Below are 21232 nucleotides of genomic sequence, written 5' to 3'. Positions count from 1 at the left end.
GCTAGCGCCCTAGCATCGGCAGACGTGGCCGCGCGCTGGGTGCTTCACCTCGACATGGACGCGTTCTTCGCGTCGGTCGAGCAGCTGACCCGCCCCACGCTGCGTGGACGCCCGGTGCTCGTCGGTGGGCTGGGCGGACGCGGCGTGGTCGCCGGCGCCAGCTACGAGTCCAGGGTGTACGGCGCCAGGTCGGCGATGCCGATGCATCAGGCCCGCCGCATGGTCGGCGCCACCGCCGTGGTGTTGCCGCCCCGTGGCATCGTCTACGGCGTGGCCAGCCGCCGCGTGCTGGACACGGTCCGTGCCGCGGTGCCGGTCCTCGAGCAGCTGTCCTTCGACGAGGCGTTCGGCGAGCCCGCCGAACTCGCGGGCGCGACCGCGGCGGACGTGGAGGCGTTCTGCGAGGCGCTTCGGGCCAGGATCCGCGAGGTGACCGGGCTGGTCGCGTCTGTGGGAGCCGGATCAGGCAAGCAGATCGCCAAGATCGCGTCGGGGCTGGCCAAACCCGACGGCATCCGGGTGGTCCGCCACGACGAGGAGCGCGTGCTGCTGGACGGTCTGCCCGTTCGACGGCTCTGGGGGATAGGGCCGGTCGCCGAGGAGAAGCTGCACAGGCTCGGCATCGACACCATCGGCGCATTGGCCGCGCTGTCGGACTCCGAAGCCGCCAACATCCTCGGCGGCACCGTGGGGCCCGCGCTGCACCGGCTCGCCATGGGAATCGACGATCGCCCCGTCGCCGAGAATGGGCCCGCCAAACAGATCAGCGCCGAATCCACGTTTCCCGAAGACCTGACCAGCCTCGACCAGCTGCGCGAGGCCGCGGGTTCGATCGGGGACCATGCGCACACCCGCCTGGTGAAGGACGGTCGCGGAGCGCGCACCGTGACGGTGAAGCTGAAGAAGTCCGACATGAGCATCCTGAGCCGTTCCGCAACGCTGCCGTACGCGACCACAGACGCCGCGACGCTGATCGCGATTGCCCGCAGGCTATTGCTGGACCCGCTCGAGATCGGCCCCATTCGCCTTGTCGGCGTTGGCTTTTCGGGTTTGTCGGAAGTGCGGCAGGAGTCGTTGTTTCCAGACCTCGAGTTGATGGCCGAGGAAATGTCGGACACCGGATTGCCGCAGACACTCAGCCAGGCCGCCGAGCGAGCCCCCGCGTGGCGGATCGGCGACGACGTCGTTCACACCAGCTACGGGCACGGCTGGTTGCAGGGCGCAGGCCACGGGGTGATGACGGTGCGTTTCGAAACTCGCAGCACCGGCCCAGGGCCGGTCCGCACGTTCGGCGACGACACCCCGGATATCCAACGGGCCAACCCGGTCGACAGCCTTGACTGGCCCGACTACGTCGACGCACTTGCCGCGGAGTCAGCCCCAGCGGGCGACGACGTCGTCGACGGCCGAGCCGCCCGCCAAGGCGGCGATCAGTAGCACCCTCGTCTGTGGGGGCCGCAGCCGCGGCACCATCACCGCACCCGCGTCGACCAGCGCACGCCCGGGCCCGTAGCCGGCGCCGACCTTACCGCCGGGCACTCTCGTCGACACCGCAACCGCCACCCCGTCGCGGCAGTGTCGTCGCACCGCATCGATCACCGGGGCGCCCGCGTTGCCCGAGCCGAGAGCCTCGAGGACGAGCCCTTTGGCGCCCGCGGCGGCGCACGCGTCCATCGCCATCCCGTCGGCGCCCGGGTACACCGCGAGGATGTCCACCCGGGGTGCGTCCGCGCTCGCCAGCTCGCCGAGGAACGGCCGCTCCTTGGCGGTCCCCGGCTCGAAACGGCCGTCGGCAACCGCGCCGACCGCAATGCCTGCGAAACCGGCGAGATCAGACGTCGCGACCTTGTGCAGGCCGAGCGGCTGCCAGACCGCCCCGGCGAAACTCACCAGCACGCCGAGCCCGTCGGCCTGCGGGCTGGCCGCCACCGTCAGCGCGTCACGCAGATTCCGCGGACCGTCCGCATCCGGCGCATCGGCGCTGCGCTGCGCGCCGGTGATCACCACGGGTGTGGTGCCGTCGTAGGTCAGCTCCAGCCACAACGCCGATTCCTCCATCGTGTCGGTGCCGTGGGTGATGACCACGCCATCGACATCGGATCGCTGCGCGACCGCGGCGACCGCCGTGCGCATCGAGTCCCAGTCGGCGGGCGTCAGCTGCGAGCTGTCCACCGACATCAGGTCCACGACGTCGACGTCGAGCCCGGAAACCAGCTCTGCGCCGCTGGTCGTCGGCCGCCTCACGCCGTCAGCATCGGCGCGGCTGGCGATCGTGCCGCCGGTGGTGATCACAACGAGGCGGCTCACACCCCCATCATTGCAAAAACACGCTTGGGGAATGATGGGGGAGTGACTGATGAATCGGACCGGGAGGCCGAGCCGAAGCCGCGACGCCGGATCCGCCTGCTGGTGAGCGTGGCGGCCGTCATCCTGCTGCTCGACATCGTCACGAAAGTCCTCGCCGTCAAGCTGCTCACGCCGGGTCAGCCGGTCTCGATCATCGGCGACACCGTGACCTGGACGCTGGTGCGCAACTCCGGCGCCGCGTTCTCGATGGCGACCGGTTACACCTGGGTGCTGACCCTGATCGCCAGCGGTGTGGTGGTTGGCATCATCTGGATGGGCAGGCGGCTGGTGTCACCGTGGTGGGCAATCGGCCTCGGCATGATCCTCGGCGGTGCGACGGGCAACCTGGTCGACAGGTTCTTCCGCTCGCCGGGACCACTGCGGGGTCATGTCGTCGACTTCCTGTCCATCGGCTGGTGGCCGGTGTTCAACGTGGCCGATCCGTCGGTGGTGGGCGGGGCGATCCTCCTTGTTGTGCTGTCGCTGTTCGGATTCGACTTCGACACCGTCGGCAGGCACAAGCCGGACGACGAAGGGCAGGGTACGTCGGAGGAAACGGAGTCCGTCGTCCGGCGTGAGGCCGAACCCTCCTGATGGACACCCGCTCGATGCCCGTGCCCGAAGGACTGGCGGGCATGCGCGTGGACGCCGGGCTGGCGAGGCTGCTCGGCCTGTCCCGCACCGCCGCCGCGACCCTGGCCGAGGAGGGCGGGGTCGACCTCGACGGGACCCCGGTCGGCAAGTCCGACCGGCTGACGCCGGGTGCCTGGCTGGAGGTGCGACTGCCCGAAGCGCCTGCGGCGCCGGAGAACACACCAGTCGACATCGAGGGCATGACGATTCTGTACTCCGATGACGACATCGTCGCGGTCGACAAACCAGCCGGTGTGGCCGCCCACGCCACCGTCGGCTGGCACGGGCCCAGTGTGCTCGGCGGGCTGGCGGCCGCGGGGTTTCGGATCACCACCTCGGGCATCCACGAGCGGCAGGGCATCGTGCATCGCCTCGACGTCGGCACCTCGGGTGTGATGGTCGTCGCGCTCTCTGAACGCGCATACACCCTGCTCAAGCGGGCGTTCAAGCAGCGCACCGTCGAGAAGCGCTATCACGCACTGGTGCAAGGACATCCGGATCCATCAAGCGGCACCATCGACGCACCCATCGGACGACACCGCGGCCACGACTGGAAGTTCGCCGTAACCCAGGGTGGCAGGCAAAGCGTCACCCACTACGACACGCTGGAAGCACACCAGGCGGCCAGCCTGCTCGACATCGAACTGGAAACGGGCCGCACACACCAGATTCGAGTGCACTTCGCCGCGCTGCACCATCCATGCGCAGGTGACATCACCTACGGCGCCGATCCCGTGCTCGCGAAAAAGCTTGGCCTGGAACGGCAATGGCTACATGCACGATCGCTGGCCTTTGCGCATCCCGCCGACGGCCGCCGTATCGAGATCAGCAGCCCGTACCCCGCCGACCTGCAGCACGCCCTTGACGTACTGCGCAACCACGAACTGTGAGCGACGAGCGGCGGCGTTCGGGGCTGCTGTTCGGTGCAGGCGCTTACATCTGGTGGGGGCTGTGCCCGGGGTTCTTCCTTCTGTTGCTGCCTGCCACCGCCCCTGAGATACTCGCCCACCGCTTCGTGTGGAGCGCGGTCTTTCTGGTTGTGCTGCTCACCGTGGTGCGTCGGCTGGGTGACCTGCGAAGGCTCAGTGCACGCGCGTGGTTCCAGCTGCTTGCCGCGTCGGCGCTCATCGCCGTCAACTGGGGCACCTACATCTGGGCCGTCACCCACGGTCATGTCGTCGACGCCGCGCTCGGCTACTTCATCAACCCGCTCGTCACGGTGGCCCTCGGCGTGGTCATCTTTCGCGAGCGACTCAACCGGTGGCAGCTGCTGGCCCTTGTCCTCGCGGTCGCGGCCGTCGCGATGTTGACTGCCGAAGTGGGCGAGGTGCCTTACGTGGCGCTGATCCTGGCCGTCTCGTTCGGTCTCTACGGGCTGATCAAGAAGGTGGTCGACGCCGACCCGAGGGTTGGTGTGGCGGTCGAGACGCTCTGGGCGCTTCCCGTCGCGGTCGGCTACCTGATCTGGCTTCAACTCTCCGAGCAGGCGCACTTCGTCAACTACGGGGCTGGCCACGCCGCGTTGCTGCTGCTGGCCGGCCCGGTCACCGCGATTCCGCTACTGCTTTTCGCGGCGGCCGCCCAACGGCTCCCGATGGTGACGTTGGGCCTGCTGTTCTATCTCAACCCCGGCCTGCAGATGGCATGGGGTGTGCTGGTCGGGCACGAGCCGATGCCCGTCGGCCGATGGCTCGGTTTCGCGTTGATCTGGCTCGCGTTGGCGGTGTTCACCGGTGACGCCTTGGTTCGGGCTCGGCGCAACGCACAACAGCCACCGCGAACTTTCGAAGAAAGTGTGCGAATGCCGGGCCCTCGCTCCTCCTAGTCGGTGAACACCCCCAAGCACGGGCGGTGACCACCGAAAAGGAGAAGAAGATGGGGGCTCGCGATGTTTTGCGCGGACCGGTCGGTCGGATGTCGATTCGGCAGCGCCCGAGTCGTCATAGCGGTGTCAAGGTCACAATCGACGACGAGGAGGACAACATGCGTTACTGCCTGTTGATGCACTACCAGGAGGGCCACGAGGTCGGGCTCACCGAAGAGGACATGGCGCCCGCGATGGCCGCGTTCGGTGCTTACGCCGACGACCTGACGGCAGCCGGCGTGCTGATCACCACCGAGGTGCTCGACTCCGTGGTAACCACCACCACAGTGACCGCGCGCAACGGCGAACCGGAGATCCAGGACGGGCCGTTCGCCGACACGAAGGAGAAACTCGGCGGCATCTTCGTCATCGAGGTCGACAACCTCGACGAGGCCATCAAATGGGCCCAACGCAATCCTGCCAACGGTTGGGGTTCGGTCGAAATCCGTCCGGTGGCGCGGACATACGCCGCCGACCGCGGTTGGTACAACCCGTAACCGTCCAGCGGCGGGTAGCCGACCTGTTCCGTGATTCCTACGGTCGGCTGCTCGCGCTGCTGGCGGCACCCACCCGCGATATCGCCGCGGCCGAGGACGCGCTCGCCGATGCCCTCGAGCGGGCGGTTGACCGGTGGCCAACCGACGGGATCCCCGCCAATCCCGAGGCGTGGGTGCTCACCGTCGCCCGCAACCGGATGCGCGACGTATGGAAGTCGCACGCCTACCGGATGACAGATTCACTTTCTGAAAACCACTACAGCCCAACTGAAGTCGACGAGATGCCCGCGATACCCGACCGACGGCTGGAGCTGATGCTGGTCTGCGCTCATCCCGCCATCGCGGCGAATGTCCGCACGCCGCTGATGCTCGCTACGGTGCTCGGAGTCCAGGTGGCCGCCATCGCACAGGCCTTCGCCATCGAACCCGCCGCGATGGCGCAGCGCCTGGTTCGAGCCAAGAAGCGCATTCGCGATGCCGGCGTTCCGTTCCTGCTGCCCGAGCGCGAGGACCTCGCCGCACGGCTTCCTGCGGTGCTCGAGGCGGTCTATGGCGCATATGCGATCGACTGGCAGTTGACACCGCAGGCCGCACCGATCGAAACCCTGTCGGCCGAGGCGCTGCACCTGGCCATGGTGTTGACCGAACTGCTGCCCGACGAGCCGGAAGTGCTCGGGTTGGCCGCGTTGGTCTGCCTGTCCGAGGCCCGCAAGCCCGCCCGTCGCGATCTGGCGGGCCGGTTCGTCGCACTCGACGAGCAGGATGCGACGCGCTGGGATAGCGCGCTGATCGCTCGCGGGGAGGGTCTGCTGCGACGTGCCCACGGTTTCGGTCGGCCGGGCCGGTTCCAGTACGAGGCGGCGATTCAGTCAGCGCACTGCTCCCGGCCGACGGACCGGGAGTCGCTGCGCAAGCTGTATCGAGCCCTGGTGCGGGTGGCGCCCTCTCTGGGGGCGGCCGTCGCGCTTGCCGCGGTCGAGGGACAGATCGACGGCCCCGATGCGGGCTTGCGCGCGCTGGATGCCATTGCCGATCCGGCGGCCGGCCGGTTCCAGCCGACCTGGTCGACGCGCGCCCACCTGCTCGCTGAGGCGGGCCGAACCGAGGCCGCAGCCGACGCGTACCGGGTCGCCATCGGGCTGACGGTGGATCAGGGCGTCGCCGACTACCTGCGTGAACAGCTAACTTCGCTGTCACGTTAAGACACGCACTGCGACACGCCCGTACTCGTCGGTGCACGGTCATACACTGGCGTCCCTATGAACTCGGGTCCATCTCCTCTCCGCGCGAGCACTCATCGGTCGTCCTTCGTGCACCTGCACAACCACACCGAGTATTCGATGCTGGACGGTGCTGCAAAGATCGCTCCGATGCTGGCCGAGGCCCAGCGGCTGGAGATGCCGGCAATCGGCATGACCGACCACGGAAACATGTTCGGCGCCAGCGAGTTCTACAACTTGGCCACCGAGGCCGGGATCAAGCCGATCATCGGCGTGGAGGCCTACATCGCGCCCGGATCCCGCTTCGACACCCGCCGCATTCTCTGGGGTGACCCTGGCCAGAAGGGCGACGACGTATCGGGCAGCGGCTCCTACACCCATATGACGATGGTCGCGGAGAACGCAACGGGTGTGCGCAACCTGTTCAAGCTGTCGTCGCTCGCGTCGTTCGAAGGCCAGCTCGGCAAGTGGTCGAGGATGGACGCCGAGATCATCGCCGAGAACGCCGCGGGCATCATCGCCACCACCGGTTGCCCGTCGGGTGAGGTGCAGACCCGGCTCCGACTCGGCCACGATCGCGAGGCGCTGGAATCCGCGGCGAAATGGCGGGAGATCTTCGGACCCGACAACTACTTCCTCGAGCTGATGGACCACGGCCTGTCGATCGAGCGACGGGTCCGCGAGGGGCTGCTGGAGATCGGTCGCAAGCTCGACATTCCGCCCCTTGCCACCAACGACTGCCACTACGTGACCCGCGACGCTGCGCACAATCACGAGGCGCTGCTGTGCGTGCAGACCGGCAAGACGCTGTCGGACCCCAACCGGTTCAAGTTCGACGGCGACGGCTACTACCTGAAATCGGCGGCCGAGATGCGGTCCCTGTGGGACGACGACATTCCCGGCGCATGCGACTCGACGCTGCTCATCGCCGAACGCGTGCAGTCCTACGCCGACGTGTGGGCGCCGCGCGACCGCATGCCGGTCTTCCCGGTGCCCGACGGGCACGACCAGGCCTCGTGGCTGCGGCACGAGGTGGACGCGGGGCTCCGGCGACGGTTCCCCGCCGGTGTGCCCCCCGAGTACGTCGAACGGGCCGCGTTCGAGATCGAGGTCATCTGCGGCAAGGGGTATCCGTCGTATTTCCTGATCGTCGCCGACCTCGTCGGCTACGCACGGTCGGTGGACATCCGGGTGGGTCCAGGCCGCGGATCGGCGGCGGGCTCGCTGGTCGCCTACGCGCTGCGCATCACCGACATCGACCCGATCGAGCACGGGCTGCTGTTCGAGCGCTTCCTCAACCCGGAACGCGCATCGATGCCCGATATCGACATCGACTTCGACGACCGCCGCCGGGGTGAGATGGTGCGCTACGCCGCAGACAAGTGGGGCCAAGACCGGGTCGCCCAGGTCATCACCTTCGGTACCATCAAAACGAAAGCGGCACTGAAGGATTCGGCCCGGATCCACTACGGCCAGCCGGGGTTCGCGATCGCGGACCGCATCACAAAGGCGTTGCCGCCGCCCATCATGGCCAAAGACATCCCGTTGTCGGGCATCACCGATCCGGCGCACGCCCGTTACAAGGAAGCCGCCGAGATCCGCGGCCTGATCGACACCGATCCCGACGTGCGCACCATCTACGAAACCGCCCGCGGCCTCGAGGGCTTGATCCGTAACGCCGGCGTGCACGCGTGTGCGGTGATCATGAGTTCCGAGCCGCTGACAGAGGCGATCCCACTGTGGAAGCGGGCTCAGGACGGCGCCATCATCACCGGCTGGGACTATCCGTCGTGCGAGGCCATCGGCCTGTTGAAGATGGACTTCCTCGGGCTGCGGAACCTGACGATCATCGGCGACGCGCTGGAGAACATCAAGGCCAACAGGGGGATAGAGCTCGACCTCGAGTCGCTGCCGCTCGACGACGGCGCCACCTACGAATTGCTCGGCCGCGGAGACACTCTCGGAGTGTTCCAGCTCGACGGCGGTCCGATGCGTGACCTGCTGCGCCGCATGCAGCCCACAGGCTTCGAGGATGTCGTCGCCGTGATCGCACTGTACCGTCCCGGCCCGATGGGCATGAATGCCCACAATGACTACGCCGACCGCAAGAACGGCCGCCAGGCCATCCGGCCCATCCACCCGGAGCTTGCCGAGCCGCTCTCCGAGATCCTGGCCGAGACCTACGGCCTGATCGTGTACCAAGAGCAGATCATGCGCATCGCGCAGAAAGTGGCGGGCTACTCGCTCGCCCGAGCAGACATTCTGCGCAAGGCGATGGGAAAGAAGAAGCGCGAAGTGCTCGACAAGGAGTACGAGGGCTTCTCGGAAGGTATGAAGGCCAACGGGTTCTCGGCAGCCGCCATCAAGGCGCTCTGGGACACCGTGCTTCCCTTCGCCGACTACGCGTTCAACAAATCGCACGCAGCCGGGTACGGGCTGGTGTCCTACTGGACGGCCTACCTCAAGGCGAACTACCCCGCCGAGTACATGGCGGGCCTGCTGACGTCGGTCGGCGACGACAAGGACAAGGCGGCGGTGTACCTCGCCGACTGCCGCAAGTTGGGCATCACCGTGTTGCCGCCGGACGTCAACGAGTCCGGTTTGAACTTCGCCTCCGTCGGCGAGGACATCCGATACGGGCTCGGCGCCGTGCGCAATGTCGGCGCGAACGTCGTTGCATCGCTGATCACTTCGCGCACCGACAAGGGGAAGTTCATCGACTTCTCCGACTACCTCAACAAGATCGACATCGGACCGTGCAACAAGAAGGTCACCGAGTCGTTGATCAAGGCGGGCGGGTTCGACTCGCTCGGCCATCCGCGCAAGGGGCTGTTCCTGGTGCACACCGACGCCGTCGACTCGGTTCTCGGCACCAAGAAGGCCGAGGCGATGGGTCAGTTCGACCTCTTCGGTGGCGCCGACACCGCCACCGACGCGGTGTTCACCATCAAGGTGCCCGACGAAGAGTGGGACGACAAGCACAAGCTTGCGCTGGAGCGGGAAATGCTCGGCCTGTATGTGTCGGGCCATCCGCTCGACGGCGTCGCCCACCTGTTGGCCACCCAGGTGGACACGCAGCTCCCGGCGATCCTCGCCCAGGAGGTGCCCAACGATGCCCAGGTGCGGGTCGGTGGCATCCTGACCGGGGTGAACCGTCGCGTCAACAAGAACGGCATGCCCTGGGCTTCAGCTCAATTGGAGGACTTGACCGGCGGCGTGGAGGTGATGTTCTTCCCGCACACATACTCCAGCTACGGCGCGGAAGTCGTCGACGACGCCGTGGTCGTCGTCAGCGCCAAGGTCAGAATCCAGGACGACCGAATCTGCCTGATCGCCAACGACCTTGTGGTACCCGACTTCTCGAATGCCGCGGTGGACCGACCTGTTGCGGTGAGCCTACCGACGCGGCAATGCACCATCGACAAGGTCAACGCCCTCAAGCAGGTGCTTGCGCGCCACCCGGGAACGTCGCAGGTACATCTGCGGCTGATCAGCGGAGACCGCATCACCACGCTGGAGCTGGACCAAGCGTTGCGGGTCACGCCGTCGTCGGCGCTGATGGGTGATCTGAAAGCGCTGCTCGGACCCGGCTGCCTGGGCTAGAACGCGTAGACCAGGATTCGCGCCTTGCGGCGGGCCGTCTTGCTCATGGCGGACAGCTTTGTCGCGACCCTGATCCAGCCTGGAAAGAGATCGACTTCCTGGGCATCGGTCAAGCTCGCCTCTTCGACGAGGCGCATGCGCGGATTCCAGGTCTCGGGATGATGCGCGTCCTTGAAACCCGGATAGCCGAACTGGCTGCCGACATCTTTGAACATCTTCTGCGGGTACAGCTTGATCGCGAGGCGGCTGGCCCAGCCGATCCGGCCGTAGTCGTTGAACGCGAGCCTGCCGGAGCCGAAATGATCGGTGATGCGCCGAAAGATTCCGATGATCACCGGTTCCGTCAGGAAGGCGAACAGCCCGTCGGCCACCAGCATGGTCGGGCGATCGGCGGGGATTGCGTCTGGCCAGTGCTCGTCGGCCAACGAGACCGGTACCGAATGCGATTGCGGCACGGCGGGCAGGACCTGGTCACGCAGCGCCGTGATGCCGGGGAGATCGACGCTGTACCAGTGCACGGTCGGCGGCGGCCCGACGCGGTAGTAGCCGCTGTCCAGGCCGGCACCGAGATCGACGACGACAGCGTCGGGATGTTCGCTGACGAATGCGCGCACCCGATCGTCGAGCATCTTCGCGCGAAGCGCTGTCTGGCACACCACGCTGGTCTGCACCCCCAGGCCGGCGAAGTCGTAGTCGATGTTGCCGACGACCTCGTGTGCCAGGGCGTCACCCAGTATCGGTCTCGGCCACTGGCTGTCCAGCGCCCTCGCGTACTCGGTGAGAAACGCGGTCTGCTCGATTGCTGACAGTCCGGTCGTTGCGATCCCCATGAGCTCGAACGTACTCCTGCCTGCTGGCTGAACGATCAGCCCAAAACGTTCACCGCCCTTGAGATTACGAGCGCGGCGGTGGACAGCGCGACCATGGCCTGAATCGTCATCAATGACTTGGCCCAGCGGGCCAGCGGCATGGTGTCGGTGGGGGAGAACGCCATCACGTTGGTGACGCTGACGTACAGATAGTCGACGAACGTCGGGCGCCAATCCGGCTTCGCCACATTCGGTGTGGTCATCTGCGGGAACAAGAAATCGGGGTACGGCCGCTCACCGCTGTGCCGTGCGAACGGGCCGCCCCGGTCCAGTTCCCAGTACCAGATGCCGAACACGATGATGTTCGTGACGAAGATCGCCGCGCCGCTGCCGAGCAGCACGGCCGCGTTGTTGCTCACCTCTCCGGAGATGATGCGCACGTCCAGGAGAATGGCGGACAGCGTGTTGTCGATGGTGATCGCGGCCAGCAGCACCCAGGTGGCGTTCCTGCCGAAACGCGTCCGACGCGTCATGACGCGGGGATTGATCGCCAACAGGGCTACGAAGAGGAGAATCTCGAGGACAAGCAGTGGCCACCGCGGCACCACCGTGTACGCCCTCGGGATGGCGACCTGCTGCGCCATTACGGCGAGCACGGCGATGCGTACTGGAATTGCGCTTTCGGGATCACCGTGACGAACCCAAGCGGGTACCCGCTTCTCGGCGTCGGCCGTGATTTCCTGGGCGAAGCGGATCAGGCGTTCGCGAGGCAGATCAGATTCCGGTGAACCGTCCATGTGCACAGTGTGAGTGCCTAAGTTGGGAATCATGAGTACATCCGACCGGCCTGCCACACTCTGTGAAGCTTTTCAGCGCACCGCCGCTATCGATCCGGACGCGGTTGCGCTGCGAACCCCGGGCGATACGCAAACGCTGACCTGGCGCCAGTACGCAGACCAGGTCCGCCAGGTTGCGGCCGGATTGGCCGGCCTCGGAGTCCGACGAGGCGACACCGTGTCGCTGATGATGGCCAATCGGGTCGAGTTCTATCCCCTGGAGGTGGGCGCACAGCACGTCGGCGCGATCTCGTTCTCCGTCTACAACACGCTGCCCGCAGAGCAATTGGTCTACCTCTTCGACAACGCCGACACCAAGGTCATCATGTGCGAGGCGCAGTACGTGGAGCGGATTCGGGCCAGCGGTGCCGACATCGAGCACATCGTGTGCCTCGACGGCGCGCCCGACGGGACACTGTCGGTCGACGACCTCATCGCCGCAGGCGCCGACGACTTCGACTTCGAGGCGTCATGGCGTGCCGTGCAGGCCGATGACGTCGCCACGCTGATCTACACGTCGGGAACGACGGGCAATCCGAAGGGCGTGGAGATGACCCATGCCAACCTCCTGTTCCAGGCGTACGCCATCAACGATGTGCTCGGTGTGCAGTTCGGCGATCGGACGACATCGTTCCTGCCGACGGCACACATCGCCGACCGGATGGGCGCCCTCTATGTCCAGGAGGTGTTCGGCACGCAGGTCACCACGGTGTCCGACGCAAGGGCCATTGCGGGAGCGCTCGCCGACGTCCGGCCCACCACGTGGGGAGCCGTGCCGCGAGTGTGGGAAAAGCTCAAAGCCGCAATCGAATTCGCTTCAGCCAACGAACCGGACGAGACCAAGCGGATGGGCTTGCAGTGGGGACTGGGCGTGGCCGCCAAGAAGGCCGAGGCCCTTGTGGGAGGGAGCCCGGTGCCCGACGATGTAGCCGCCGAGTGGGCGCAGGCCGACGAGCTGGTGCTGTCGAAGTTGCGGGCCAAGCTCGGGCTCGACGAGCTGAGGTGGGCGGTGTCAGGCGCCGCGCCGATCCCAAAGGAGACACTGGCTTTCTTTCTCGGCCTGGGAATTCCGATCGCCGAGGTCTGGGGGATGTCGGAGCTCAGCTGCATCGCGACCGTCGCGCATCCTTCCGAGACCAGACTGGGCACCGTGGGCAAGCTCGTGCCCGGCATGGAGGGGCGGATCGCCGAGGACGGCGAGTTCCTGGTGCGCGGGCCGCTGGTGATGAAGGGCTACCGAAAGGAGGCGAAGAAAACCGCGGAAGCCGTCGACGCAGACGGCTGGCTGCACACCGGCGATGTGATGGAGGCCGACGAGGACGGCTTCCTGAAGATCGTCGACCGCAAGAAGGAACTGATCATCAACGCGGCCGGCAAGAACATGTCGCCCGCCAACATCGAGAACACCATCAAGGCGGCGTGCCCGCTCATCGGTGTGATGCTCGTCGTTGGCGACGCCCGCCCGTACAACACCGCGCTGATCGTTCTCGACGCCGAGTCGGCCGGGCCTTACTCGGCGCAGCGTGGGTTGGCCGATGATTCGCCGGAGACGCTCGCATCCCACCCCGATGTGATCTCCGAGATCGCGGCGGGTGTCGCAGACGGCAACGCGAAACTGTCGAAGGTGGAGCAGATCAAGCGGTTCCGGTTATTGCCGACCTTCTGGGAGCCTGGCGGTGACGAGATCACCCTGACCATGAAACTCAAACGCAAGCCGATCCACGAGAAGTACGGTCCGGAGATCGAGGAGCTCTACGCCTCCGAAATCGTCGAAGCGGTCCACGAGCCGAAGGCGACGAGTACAGCGCAATGATCTCCCGCCACGTGAGCGTTTGGGTTGACGCCGCCCCCGACGTCGCATACGCGATTGCCGCCGACCCGGAGCAGCTGCCGCGGTGGGCGTCCGGGCTCGCGCAGAGCGCGTTGCGACAGACGGCGGACGGCTGGGTCGCTGATTCGCCGATGGGCGAGGTGATCGTCGAGTTCGCGCCCGCGAACGAATTCGGGGTGCTCGATCACGTGGTGCGGATGCCGTCGGGGGAGGCGGTGTACAACCCGCTGCGCGTGATTCCCGCCGGGCAGGGACAGCCCCGCTGCGAGGTGGTGTTCACCGTGCGACGGCGTCCCGGCATGACCGACGACGAGTTCGAACGCGACCTGGCGACGGTGGCCGCAGATCTGGACCGGCTGCGTCAGCTGGTGGAGGACTAGTGGTGCTGAGCCGTTGGCTCGGGCCGTACTCGGCGATGACGACCCCGACTCGCCACGGGCGTACAAGTAGAGCCGAACCGGCTGAAAACCCTGCCAGCACAACGCGTTAGAATCATTTGATGAGTGGGCTGATCACGATAGACCTCAGCGACGACCAGCGATTCCTGATGTCCCATGCCTCAACGAGTACTCGGGGTTGTCGAAGGACGGCAAGCCCTTACTCGCGCCGCTCTTCGACGCAGCGACCATCGACGAATTCAACGCAATGGTTTATCGGCTCCGAGCGGCCGTTGAAGACGCCGAACCCCTTTCAGATCTGGATTGGGCGCGCGCGCTTCTGCTGACGGAGATCTCCTGGGGTAGCGATTTGCTCGGTGCCGGGCCGGAATTCGAGACCAACATCGACGACGAGAAGGCGCTGCCGCTGTTGCGATCGCTCCAGTACAAGATCAGCAACTCCCATCGCCGCCAGCTGCTCATCGATCACGCCGGATACCCGACACCCAAGACTTAGGTGCGCGATACCCGCAGCTCAGTCAAAGGGTAGGCCTGCACCAAGCGGGACTAGTGCAGGCTAGCGGCGCGAGGCAGCGACCCGCAGGCCGAGCCATACGGCCGTGGCCGAGGCGGCGGCGGCGAGGACGGCGGGCGCAGCGCTGGCGGTGACGACGCCGACCCCGATCAGCACGACAGCACCGACGAGGAGCGCGGCGAGCTTGTAGACCGGCCACGGCACCCCGGCGATCAGCACTTCGTCGCGCACCGTCATACCTTCACGATAGCTCGTAAGGGAAGTTTCGGGCAACCGAAACGTGGGATCAGGCCGGACGGCCACTCGATCGACCTAAGCTGGTCACATGCCACTTTCCGGAGAATATGAACCAAGCACGTCCGACTGGGCCCGTGAGAACGCCGAGAAGTACATCGAGTCCGGCGGCACGGAAGGCACCGAGCTGAAGGGCAAGCCGGTCATCCTGCTGACCACGATCGGCGCCAAGAGCGGAAAGGTCCGAAAGACTCCGCTGATGAGGGTCGAGCACAACGGTGAGTACGCGGTGGTGGCGTCGCTGGGGGGAGCTCCCAAGCATCCGGTCTGGTACCACAACATCAAGAAGAACCCGCGCGTCGAACTGCAGGACGGGCCGACCACCCGGGACTACGACTCCCGCGAGGTGTTCGGCGACGAGAAGGCGGCCTGGTGGGAGCGCGCGGTCGAGGCCTGGCCCGACTACGCCGAATACCAGAAGAAGACCGACCGACAGATCCCGGTCTTCGTGCTGACGCCGGTGAGCTGAAAACGCACTCACCTCCGGTGGGCAAGAACTGATTTTGGCGGGGAAACCCGCAGATGTCACCATTGATCGGTGTCCGCTGACCTGAGCCAGAACGCCCGTACGTTGCCGCCGGTATCCGCGGCCGACATCGATGCGGCCGCTCAGCGAATTTCGGACGTGGTCACGCGGACCCCGCTGCAGTTCAGCGAACGTCTCTCGGAGGCCATCGGCGCGTCGGTGTACTTGAAGCGCGAAGACCTTCAGGCGGTTCGCTCCTACAAGCTGCGGGGAGCCAACAACCTGCTCAGGCAGCTGTCCGCCGACGAGATCGCCGCGGGCGTGGTGTGCTCGTCGGCGGGCAACCACGCGCAGGGCTTCGCGATGGCATGCCGGTCCATGGGTATCCGCGGCCGGGTCTACGTGCCCGCCAAGACGCCGAAGCAGAAGCGCGACCGCATCCGCTACCACGGTCGCGAGTTCATCGAGTTGATCGCCGTTGGGAAGACCTACGACGAAGCGGCGGCCGCCGCGCTGGACGATGTGGCGCGTACCGGTGCCACCTTGGTGCCGCCGTACGACGACCCCCGCACGATCGCCGGGCAGGGCACCATCGCCGTCGAACTTCTCGAGCAGCTCGACGGTGAGCCGGACCTGGTGATCGTGCCGGTCGGTGGGGGAGGCTGCATCTCGGGCATCACCACCTACCTCGCCGAACGCGCCACGCGCACGTCGATTCTGGGCGTCGAGCCCGCTGGTGCGGCAGCGATGATCGCCGCGCTCGCCGAGGGGCATCCCGTCACCCTCGAACACGTCGACCAGTTCGTCGACGGCGCCGCGGTCAATCGAGCGGGCGACCTGACCTATGCCACCCTTGCCGCGGCGGGAGACATGGTGTCGCTGACAGCTGTGGACGAGGGCGCGGTCTGCACTGCCATGCTCGACCTGTACCAGAACGAGGGCATCATCGCCGAGCCAGCTGGAGCGCTGTCGGTGGCCGCGTTGATGGAGGCCGACATCGCACCGGGATCGACTGTGGTGTGCCTGATCTCGGGCGGCAACAACGATGTGTCGCGGTACGGCGAGATCCTCGAGCGGTCGCTTGTGCATCTCGGGCTCAAGCACTATTTCCTGGTCGACTTCCCGCAGGAGCCGGGTGCGTTGCGGCGGTTCCTGGACACCGTGCTCGGCCCGAGCGACGACATCACCTTGTTCGAGTACGTCAAGCGCAACAACCGGGAGACGGGCGAGGCGCTTGTCGGCGTCGAACTCGGCTCCGCTGCAGACCTCGAGGGCCTGCTCGAGCGGATGAAGGCGTCCGACATTCACGTCGAGACGCTGGAACCCGGCTCGCCCGCGTACCGCTATTTGCTCTAATCGCTACGACGGCGATTCCCGCACTGATCCGCTCCAACTAGCACACGGTCCCACTTGGGCTGCAGCCTTGACGTGCACCAATGATTCGTCGTTAGCGCGAAAGATGGGCTCGAGTGGAACATTATGCGCGGCGGCAACCTCCGTCAGCAGCGTCGTCCAGTTCTGGTCCATCTTCGAGATCCCCCCTCTGCCGGGTCGGGTAAGCAAGAGCGCTGGGGTGGTTCCGGGTTCGAATTCGTAGAGGATCCAGTGCAGGCGCACAAAGACATCTCCGACGTAATCCCGTCTGGGTGATGGTGGCAGCGGAATTTGAGACATGGTCTTGAACATGCGCCGGTCACGTCCGATGAACCCCACCCAGAGGAATCGTTGGCCGAACCCCAGTGGACCCATCAGAGCACGCCAGCGTTGACGTAGGTCAGCTGGTGAGTACACAGGATCGGTTGCGGTTTCGATGGGCGGAATCGCCAGCGGTTCGTCGTGACTCATCCATGGATCATCGGCACGTGAGTCGGGAACGTCCACCCGTTATCCACAGGTGCTAAAACTGTGGATTAACGTTTGACATTTCGCAGAACCGCGAAGGAATGCCCGCCCAACCGCGTGCCTAGCGATTCGACGGTCGGTTCGCCCCACGCCAAGACGAGTTCGCCGGTCACCGGCACCGTCACCGCGTCTGCGTTCAGGTTGCAGGCGATCACCAGCGAGCCACGGCGCATGACGATCCACCGTTGGTCCTCGTCGAAGTCGACCAACATGTGGTCCAACCACGGATCGGCCATATCGGGTTGGTCCCGTCGCAACGCCAGGAGGTCGCGATAGACCCGCCGTAGCCGGCCGTGATCGCCATCGTCGATCTCGTCCCACTTCAGCTTCGATCGCAGAAACGTCTCGGGATCCTGCGGATCCGGGATTTCGTCTGCGTCCCAACCGTGTTCGGCGAACTCCCGCTTACGCCCCTCGGCGGTGGCCCTGGCCAACTCGGGCTCGGGATGGCTGCTGAAGAACTGGAACGGGCTCGTCGAGCCCCACTCCTCGCCCATGAAAAGCATTGCGGTATAGGGTGATCCGATAGCGAGAGCAGCCTTGACCGCCAGCTGACCCGACGTCAGGTTCTGTGACGGCCGGTCGCCGACCGCGCGGTTGCCGACCTGATCATGCGTGAGCGTGTAGGCGAGCAGCCGGGTGGCCGGGATCGTCGCGGTATCCAATGGGCGGCCGTGCCGTCGGTGCCTGAAGGACGAATACGTGCCCGCGTGAAAGTAGCCGTGCTTGAGTGTCTGCGCCAGCGTCTGCAGTGTTCCGAAGTCGCCGTAGTAGCCCTGCCGTTCACCCGAGACCGCGGCATGAATCGCGTGATGGATGTCGTCGTCCCACTGCGCGGTCATCCCGTATCCGCCGTGGTCGCGTGGGGTGATCAGGCGCGGGTCGTTTTTGTCGCTTTCGGCTATCAGAGACAGTGGCCTGCCCAATTCCTCTGCCAACGTCTCGGTTTCGCCCGCCAGCTCCTCGAGTATGTGGATCGCTGTGGTATCCACCAGTGCGTGCACGGCGTCGAGCCGCAGGCCGTCTGCGTGAAAATCGCGCATCCACCGCAGCGCGCAGTCGATGATGTAGCGCCGCACCTCGTCGGCGTCGGCGTCGGCGATATTGATGCCCTCGCCCCACGGGTTGCTGCCGGTGGACAGGTACGGCCCGAACTTCGGCAGATAGTTCCCCGACGGGCCGAGATGATTGAAGACCGCATCGATCAGCACCCCGACGCCGCGGTTGTGGCAGGCATCGATGAGCCGCACCAACCCGTCGGGGCCGCCGTACGGCTCGTGTACGGCGTACCAGAGCACGCCGTCGTAGCCCCAGCCATGCGTGCCGCTGAACGCGTTGACCGGCATGATCTCGACGAAGTCGATACCGAGATCGACCAGATAGTCCAGCTTCTCGATGGCCGAGTCGAAGGTGCCGTCGGGGGTGAATGTGCCGATGTGTAGTTCGTAGATTGCGCCGCCTTCGATCGAGCGGCCCTCCCAGCCGGCGTCGGTCCACGCATCAGGCGTCGGCTGCCACAGCTGCGAGCGCTCGTGCACGCCGTCCGGCTGCCGCGCCGACCTGGGGTCCGGCAGCACCTTCGGGTCGTCGTCGAGCAGGTACCCGTATCGGGCATCGGGGGCGGCGTCGACGTCTGCGCGCCACCATTCGTCGTCGCCGCGGGTCATCGGGTACACCGTGCCGTCGACGTCGAGTTGTACCCGCTCCGGCCGTGGCGCCCATACCGCGAACTCAGTCATCGACACGCTCCAGCAGCGCCACGGGCAGCTCCGCGAACAGATCGGCAGGGGAGACCCGCCCACTGAACGTGGCTCCGCCGAGGCGGTCCAGCCATGTTCCGGCGGGGAGGGGTAAAAGCGTTTCGCCCCAGCCTGTTTCGGCGAGCTGGACGGAGTGCCGGGTCGCCGCGGTTACCACGTCGGACCCCCGAACGAAGGCCGCAACGTGCCCGGCGGCCGTGCCCTCGGCGAGCAGGGGCCGGTAGCCACCATCGAGGAAGACAGCCGGCTTCTCGCGGCGTAGGCGCAACGCGGCAGTCACCACGCGGATCTTGGGATCGTTCGAGGCTTCCAGCGCTGCGCGCCGGACTTGATAGTCCACCGGCCTTCGGTTGTCGGGATCGACCAGGCTGTCTTCCCACACCTCGGTGCCCTGATAGACGTCCGGTACGCCGGGTGCGGTGAGCTGAATGAGCTTCTGACCGAGGCTGTCGCTGCGCGCGTGCTTGTCGAGCTGCGCAAGTACGGTCGTCAGCTCGGTGGCCAGTGGCCCGTCGAGCAGTTCGTCGATCCAGGCATGCACCTTGTGCTCGAATTCGTCGTCGGGGTCGTTCCACGTCGTGTGCACGGCGGCTTCCCGAATCGCCTTGTCCGCGTATGCGTGCAGGCGGTGGCGTAGGTCGTCGGTGACGATGCCGTCGACAGGCCAGACACCGAAGATGTTCTGCCACAGAAACAGCCCGGTCATCGGGTCCGGCGGCGCGACGCGTTGTTCCCATGCGCCGACGAACTCCGCCCACAGCGACGGGACCTGTGACAGCACGCCGATCCGGGCGCGGACGTCTTCGCCGCGCTTGGTGTCGTGTGTGGTCAACGCCGTCATGGCCTGAGGCCACATATCGGCGCGCACCGTCGCCCGCTGATGGAACTCGGCGAGGCTCACCCCGAAGTGGTCGGGCTCACCGCCGACTTCGTTCAGCGACACCAGACGTGGGTCGCGGTAGAACAGGCAATCCTCCATCGACTTCGCGGTCGCCGCCCCGCACAGCTGCTGAAGTCGGACTGCCGCCTCGCCCCCCTCACCGACCGCAGCGGCGACGATCGCAAGCGGCTCGGCCAGATCGGGACGCGTGGACACGGTCTCGGCCAGCGCGGTGGACAGCACCAACGACAGGTTCCGGTAGTCCGAGCGGTACACGTGGATCCGGCTGAGTAAGGCGGCGACCGCGTCGCCCAGACCCGGATGGCTCATATCGGTCTCGACCGCGACCGCACGGCAGAGCCGTCGCAGCTCGCTGGCAAGGGTGTCGGTGACGGCGCGGACCTTGAGTGACTGCGCCAGCTCCGGCATTTCGCTGTATGGGGAGCCGGTCGAATCGACGAGGTCGGTGAGCGGGCCACGGCCTGAGGGATCGATGAACAGTCCGCCGATCTCGCGCAGGGCGTCATAGCCGGTCGTGCCGGCCACGGGCAGGCTCGGATCCAGCGGCTCGTCGACGGCCAGGATCTTCTCGACGACGATCCACGCATGCGGCCCGGTGATCTCCCGCAGCCAGCCCAGATATCCCGCCGGATCGGACAATCCGTCCGGGTGGTCGATGCGAACACCGTCGACCAAACCTTCGTCGAACCACCGCTTCACCTCGACGTGGGTGGCGTCGAACACCGCGCGGTCCTCTTGTCTCAGACCGGCAAGCGAGGTGATCGAGAAGAACCGTCGGTAGCCGCATATCCCGCTGCGCCAGCCGACGAGACGGTAGTGCTGACGATCGTGCACCTCGCGGCCGGTGCCTGAGCCGGTGCCCGGCGCGATGGGATAGCCCAGGCCGCCAAGCCGCAGCACGTCCCCATCTACTACGAGGTCGTCGACGTCACCATCGGAACCCAAGACCGGCAACACGATTCGGCCGTCGTCCAGCGTCCAGTCGATGTCGAAAAATGACGAGAAGGGCGACTCGTTGCCGTGTTTGAGAACATCCCACCACCACTTGTTCTGCTCGGGCTTGTCGACGCCGACGTGGTTGGGGACGATATCGACGATCAGCCCCATGCCGAGCGACCGTGCCGCCGCCGACAGCCGGGCAAGCCCTTCGGCACCGCCCAGTTCGGCCGACACCGTGGTGGGATCGGTCACGTCGTACCCGTGGGTTGAGCCGGCTACCGCCGTCAGGATCGGGGACAGGTAAAGGTGCGAGACTCCGAGATCGTCGAGGTAGGGCAGCAGGCCCTCGGCGTCGGCGAAGGTGAAACCGTCGCCGCGCATCTGGAGTCGATATGTCGACAAGACGCGAGAAACCATAT

General features: G+C 66.2%; 19 protein-coding genes. 12 read left to right on the top strand and 7 right to left on the bottom strand.

Going from position 1 to position 21232, the window contains the following annotated elements; translation table 11 throughout:
* The first annotated feature begins 24 nt into the window (after window positions 1–24).
* On the top strand, window positions 25–1437 hold the full coding sequence (locus D6M19_RS16790) for a DNA polymerase IV (RefSeq protein ID WP_123026369.1): 1413 nt from the start codon (window positions 25–27) through the stop codon (window positions 1435–1437).
* Here the strand turns inward: D6M19_RS16790 and D6M19_RS16785 are convergent.
* The gene (locus D6M19_RS16785) at window positions 1375–2307 is read right to left on the bottom strand and encodes an asparaginase (RefSeq protein WP_123026368.1); all 933 of its coding nucleotides are present in this window, start codon (window positions 2305–2307) and stop codon (window positions 1375–1377) included. The two genes, D6M19_RS16790 and D6M19_RS16785, sit on opposite strands and share 63 nt — an antisense overlap.
* Before the next feature lie 42 nt (window positions 2308–2349).
* Between D6M19_RS16785 and lspA the strand changes: the two genes are divergently transcribed.
* Genes lspA through dnaE form a run of 6 tightly spaced genes read left to right on the top strand, consistent with a single transcriptional unit; the run spans window position 2350 to window position 10163 of the window.
* Entirely contained in the window at window positions 2350–2940 is a 591-nt protein-coding gene (gene lspA / locus D6M19_RS16780; protein WP_123026367.1) for a signal peptidase II, read from the top strand.
* The gene (locus tag D6M19_RS16775) at window positions 2940–3869 is read left to right on the top strand and encodes an RluA family pseudouridine synthase (protein ID WP_123026366.1); all 930 of its coding nucleotides are present in this window, start codon (window positions 2940–2942) and stop codon (window positions 3867–3869) included. Before lspA ends, D6M19_RS16775 begins: the two co-directional genes overlap by 1 nt.
* Before the next feature lie 23 nt (window positions 3870–3892).
* On the top strand, window positions 3893–4804 hold the full coding sequence (rarD, locus tag D6M19_RS16770) for an EamA family transporter RarD (RefSeq protein ID WP_123026456.1): 912 nt from the start codon (window positions 3893–3895) through the stop codon (window positions 4802–4804).
* Window positions 4805–4830: 26 nt separating this feature from the next.
* Window positions 4831–5340, top strand: a complete 510-nt coding sequence (locus D6M19_RS16765; RefSeq protein ID WP_327389805.1) for a YciI family protein — start codon at window positions 4831–4833, stop codon at window positions 5338–5340.
* Window positions 5325–6542 carry an RNA polymerase sigma factor gene (locus tag D6M19_RS16760; protein WP_268812319.1) on the top strand — a complete coding sequence of 406 codons (1218 nt, stop codon included), beginning with the start codon at window positions 5325–5327 and terminating at the stop codon, window positions 6540–6542. Before D6M19_RS16765 ends, D6M19_RS16760 begins: the two co-directional genes overlap by 16 nt.
* Window positions 6543–6599: 57 nt before the next feature.
* Window positions 6600–10163 (top strand): DNA polymerase III subunit alpha, encoded by a 3564-nt coding sequence (dnaE, locus tag D6M19_RS16755; protein ID WP_123026364.1) that lies wholly within the window; start codon window positions 6600–6602, stop codon window positions 10161–10163.
* Here dnaE and D6M19_RS16750 read toward each other — a convergent pair.
* Both D6M19_RS16750 and D6M19_RS16745 read right to left on the bottom strand, forming a co-directional pair.
* Window positions 10160–10993, bottom strand: coding sequence for a class I SAM-dependent methyltransferase (locus tag D6M19_RS16750; RefSeq protein ID WP_123026363.1), 834 nt, complete (start codon window positions 10991–10993; stop codon window positions 10160–10162). The two genes, dnaE and D6M19_RS16750, sit on opposite strands and share 4 nt — an antisense overlap.
* Window positions 10994–11028: 35 nt before the next feature.
* Entirely contained in the window at window positions 11029–11769 is a 741-nt protein-coding gene (locus D6M19_RS16745) for a hypothetical protein (RefSeq protein ID WP_123026362.1), read from the bottom strand.
* A gap of 31 nt (window positions 11770–11800) precedes the next feature.
* Here D6M19_RS16745 and fadD11 point away from each other — a divergent pair, with 31 nt between their 5' ends.
* The 3 genes from fadD11 (at window position 11801) to D6M19_RS16730 (ending at window position 14533) form a co-directional block, all read left to right on the top strand.
* The gene (gene fadD11, locus D6M19_RS16740; protein WP_123026361.1) at window positions 11801–13621 is read left to right on the top strand and encodes a fatty acid--CoA ligase FadD11; all 1821 of its coding nucleotides are present in this window, start codon (window positions 11801–11803) and stop codon (window positions 13619–13621) included.
* On the top strand, window positions 13618–14019 hold the full coding sequence (locus D6M19_RS16735; protein WP_123026360.1) for an SRPBCC family protein: 402 nt from the start codon (window positions 13618–13620) through the stop codon (window positions 14017–14019). Before fadD11 ends, D6M19_RS16735 begins: the two co-directional genes overlap by 4 nt.
* 196 nt (window positions 14020–14215) lie before the next feature.
* A complete protein-coding gene (locus tag D6M19_RS16730) occupies window positions 14216–14533 on the top strand; it encodes a hypothetical protein (RefSeq protein WP_123026359.1) in 318 nt (105 codons plus the stop codon).
* A 60-nt stretch (window positions 14534–14593) separates the two neighbouring features.
* Here the strand turns inward: D6M19_RS16730 and D6M19_RS16725 are convergent, their stop codons facing one another.
* The gene (locus D6M19_RS16725) at window positions 14594–14788 is read right to left on the bottom strand and encodes a hypothetical protein (RefSeq protein WP_123026358.1); all 195 of its coding nucleotides are present in this window, start codon (window positions 14786–14788) and stop codon (window positions 14594–14596) included.
* A gap of 88 nt (window positions 14789–14876) precedes the next feature.
* Between D6M19_RS16725 and D6M19_RS16720 the strand changes: the two genes are divergently transcribed.
* Both D6M19_RS16720 and ilvA read left to right on the top strand, forming a co-directional pair.
* Window positions 14877–15314, top strand: a complete 438-nt coding sequence (locus D6M19_RS16720; protein ID WP_123026357.1) for a nitroreductase family deazaflavin-dependent oxidoreductase — start codon at window positions 14877–14879, stop codon at window positions 15312–15314.
* Between the two features lie 69 nt (window positions 15315–15383).
* On the top strand, window positions 15384–16667 hold the full coding sequence (gene ilvA, locus D6M19_RS16715) for a threonine ammonia-lyase IlvA (protein ID WP_123026356.1): 1284 nt from the start codon (window positions 15384–15386) through the stop codon (window positions 16665–16667).
* A 3-nt stretch (window positions 16668–16670) separates the two neighbouring features.
* Here the strand turns inward: ilvA and D6M19_RS16710 are convergent, their stop codons facing one another.
* From D6M19_RS16710 to treY, 3 genes are all read right to left on the bottom strand, one after another.
* Entirely contained in the window at window positions 16671–17156 is a 486-nt protein-coding gene (locus tag D6M19_RS16710) for a hypothetical protein (protein ID WP_234834895.1), read from the bottom strand.
* 65 nt (window positions 17157–17221) lie between these two features.
* A complete protein-coding gene (gene treZ, locus D6M19_RS16705; RefSeq protein ID WP_123026355.1) occupies window positions 17222–18952 on the bottom strand; it encodes a malto-oligosyltrehalose trehalohydrolase in 1731 nt (576 codons plus the stop codon).
* On the bottom strand, window positions 18945–21230 hold the full coding sequence (gene treY, locus D6M19_RS16700; protein ID WP_123026354.1) for a malto-oligosyltrehalose synthase: 2286 nt from the start codon (window positions 21228–21230) through the stop codon (window positions 18945–18947). Before treY ends, treZ begins: the two co-directional genes overlap by 8 nt.
* Between the last annotated feature and the right edge of the window lie 2 nt (window positions 21231–21232).

This window comes from Mycolicibacterium stellerae (genome assembly GCF_003719305.1).
GTDB lineage: Bacteria > Actinomycetota > Actinomycetes > Mycobacteriales > Mycobacteriaceae > Mycobacterium > Mycobacterium stellerae.
Note: the sequence above shows the minus strand (reverse complement) of the source record. Positions and strands in the feature narration are given on the sequence as shown.

Coding starts and splice junctions, on each gene's coding strand:
- D6M19_RS16775 (WP_123026366.1), top strand. CDS start 2,940: ATGGACACCCGCTCGATGCCCGTGCCCGAAGGACTGGCGGGCATGCGC.
- dnaE (WP_123026364.1), top strand. CDS start 6,600: ATGAACTCGGGTCCATCTCCTCTCCGCGCGAGCACTCATCGGTCGTCC.
- D6M19_RS16750 (WP_123026363.1), bottom strand. CDS start 10,993: ATGGGGATCGCAACGACCGGACTGTCAGCAATCGAGCAGACCGCGTTT.
- D6M19_RS16745 (WP_123026362.1), bottom strand. CDS start 11,769: ATGGACGGTTCACCGGAATCTGATCTGCCTCGCGAACGCCTGATCCGC.
- fadD11 (WP_123026361.1), top strand. CDS start 11,801: ATGAGTACATCCGACCGGCCTGCCACACTCTGTGAAGCTTTTCAGCGC.
- D6M19_RS16735 (WP_123026360.1), top strand. CDS start 13,618: ATGATCTCCCGCCACGTGAGCGTTTGGGTTGACGCCGCCCCCGACGTC.
- D6M19_RS16725 (WP_123026358.1), bottom strand. CDS start 14,788: ATGACGGTGCGCGACGAAGTGCTGATCGCCGGGGTGCCGTGGCCGGTC.
- D6M19_RS16720 (WP_123026357.1), top strand. CDS start 14,877: ATGCCACTTTCCGGAGAATATGAACCAAGCACGTCCGACTGGGCCCGT.
- D6M19_RS16710 (WP_234834895.1), bottom strand. CDS start 17,156: ATGAGTCACGACGAACCGCTGGCGATTCCGCCCATCGAAACCGCAACC.
- treZ (WP_123026355.1), bottom strand. CDS start 18,952: ATGACTGAGTTCGCGGTATGGGCGCCACGGCCGGAGCGGGTACAACTC.
- treY (WP_123026354.1), bottom strand. CDS start 21,230: ATGGTTTCTCGCGTCTTGTCGACATATCGACTCCAGATGCGCGGCGAC.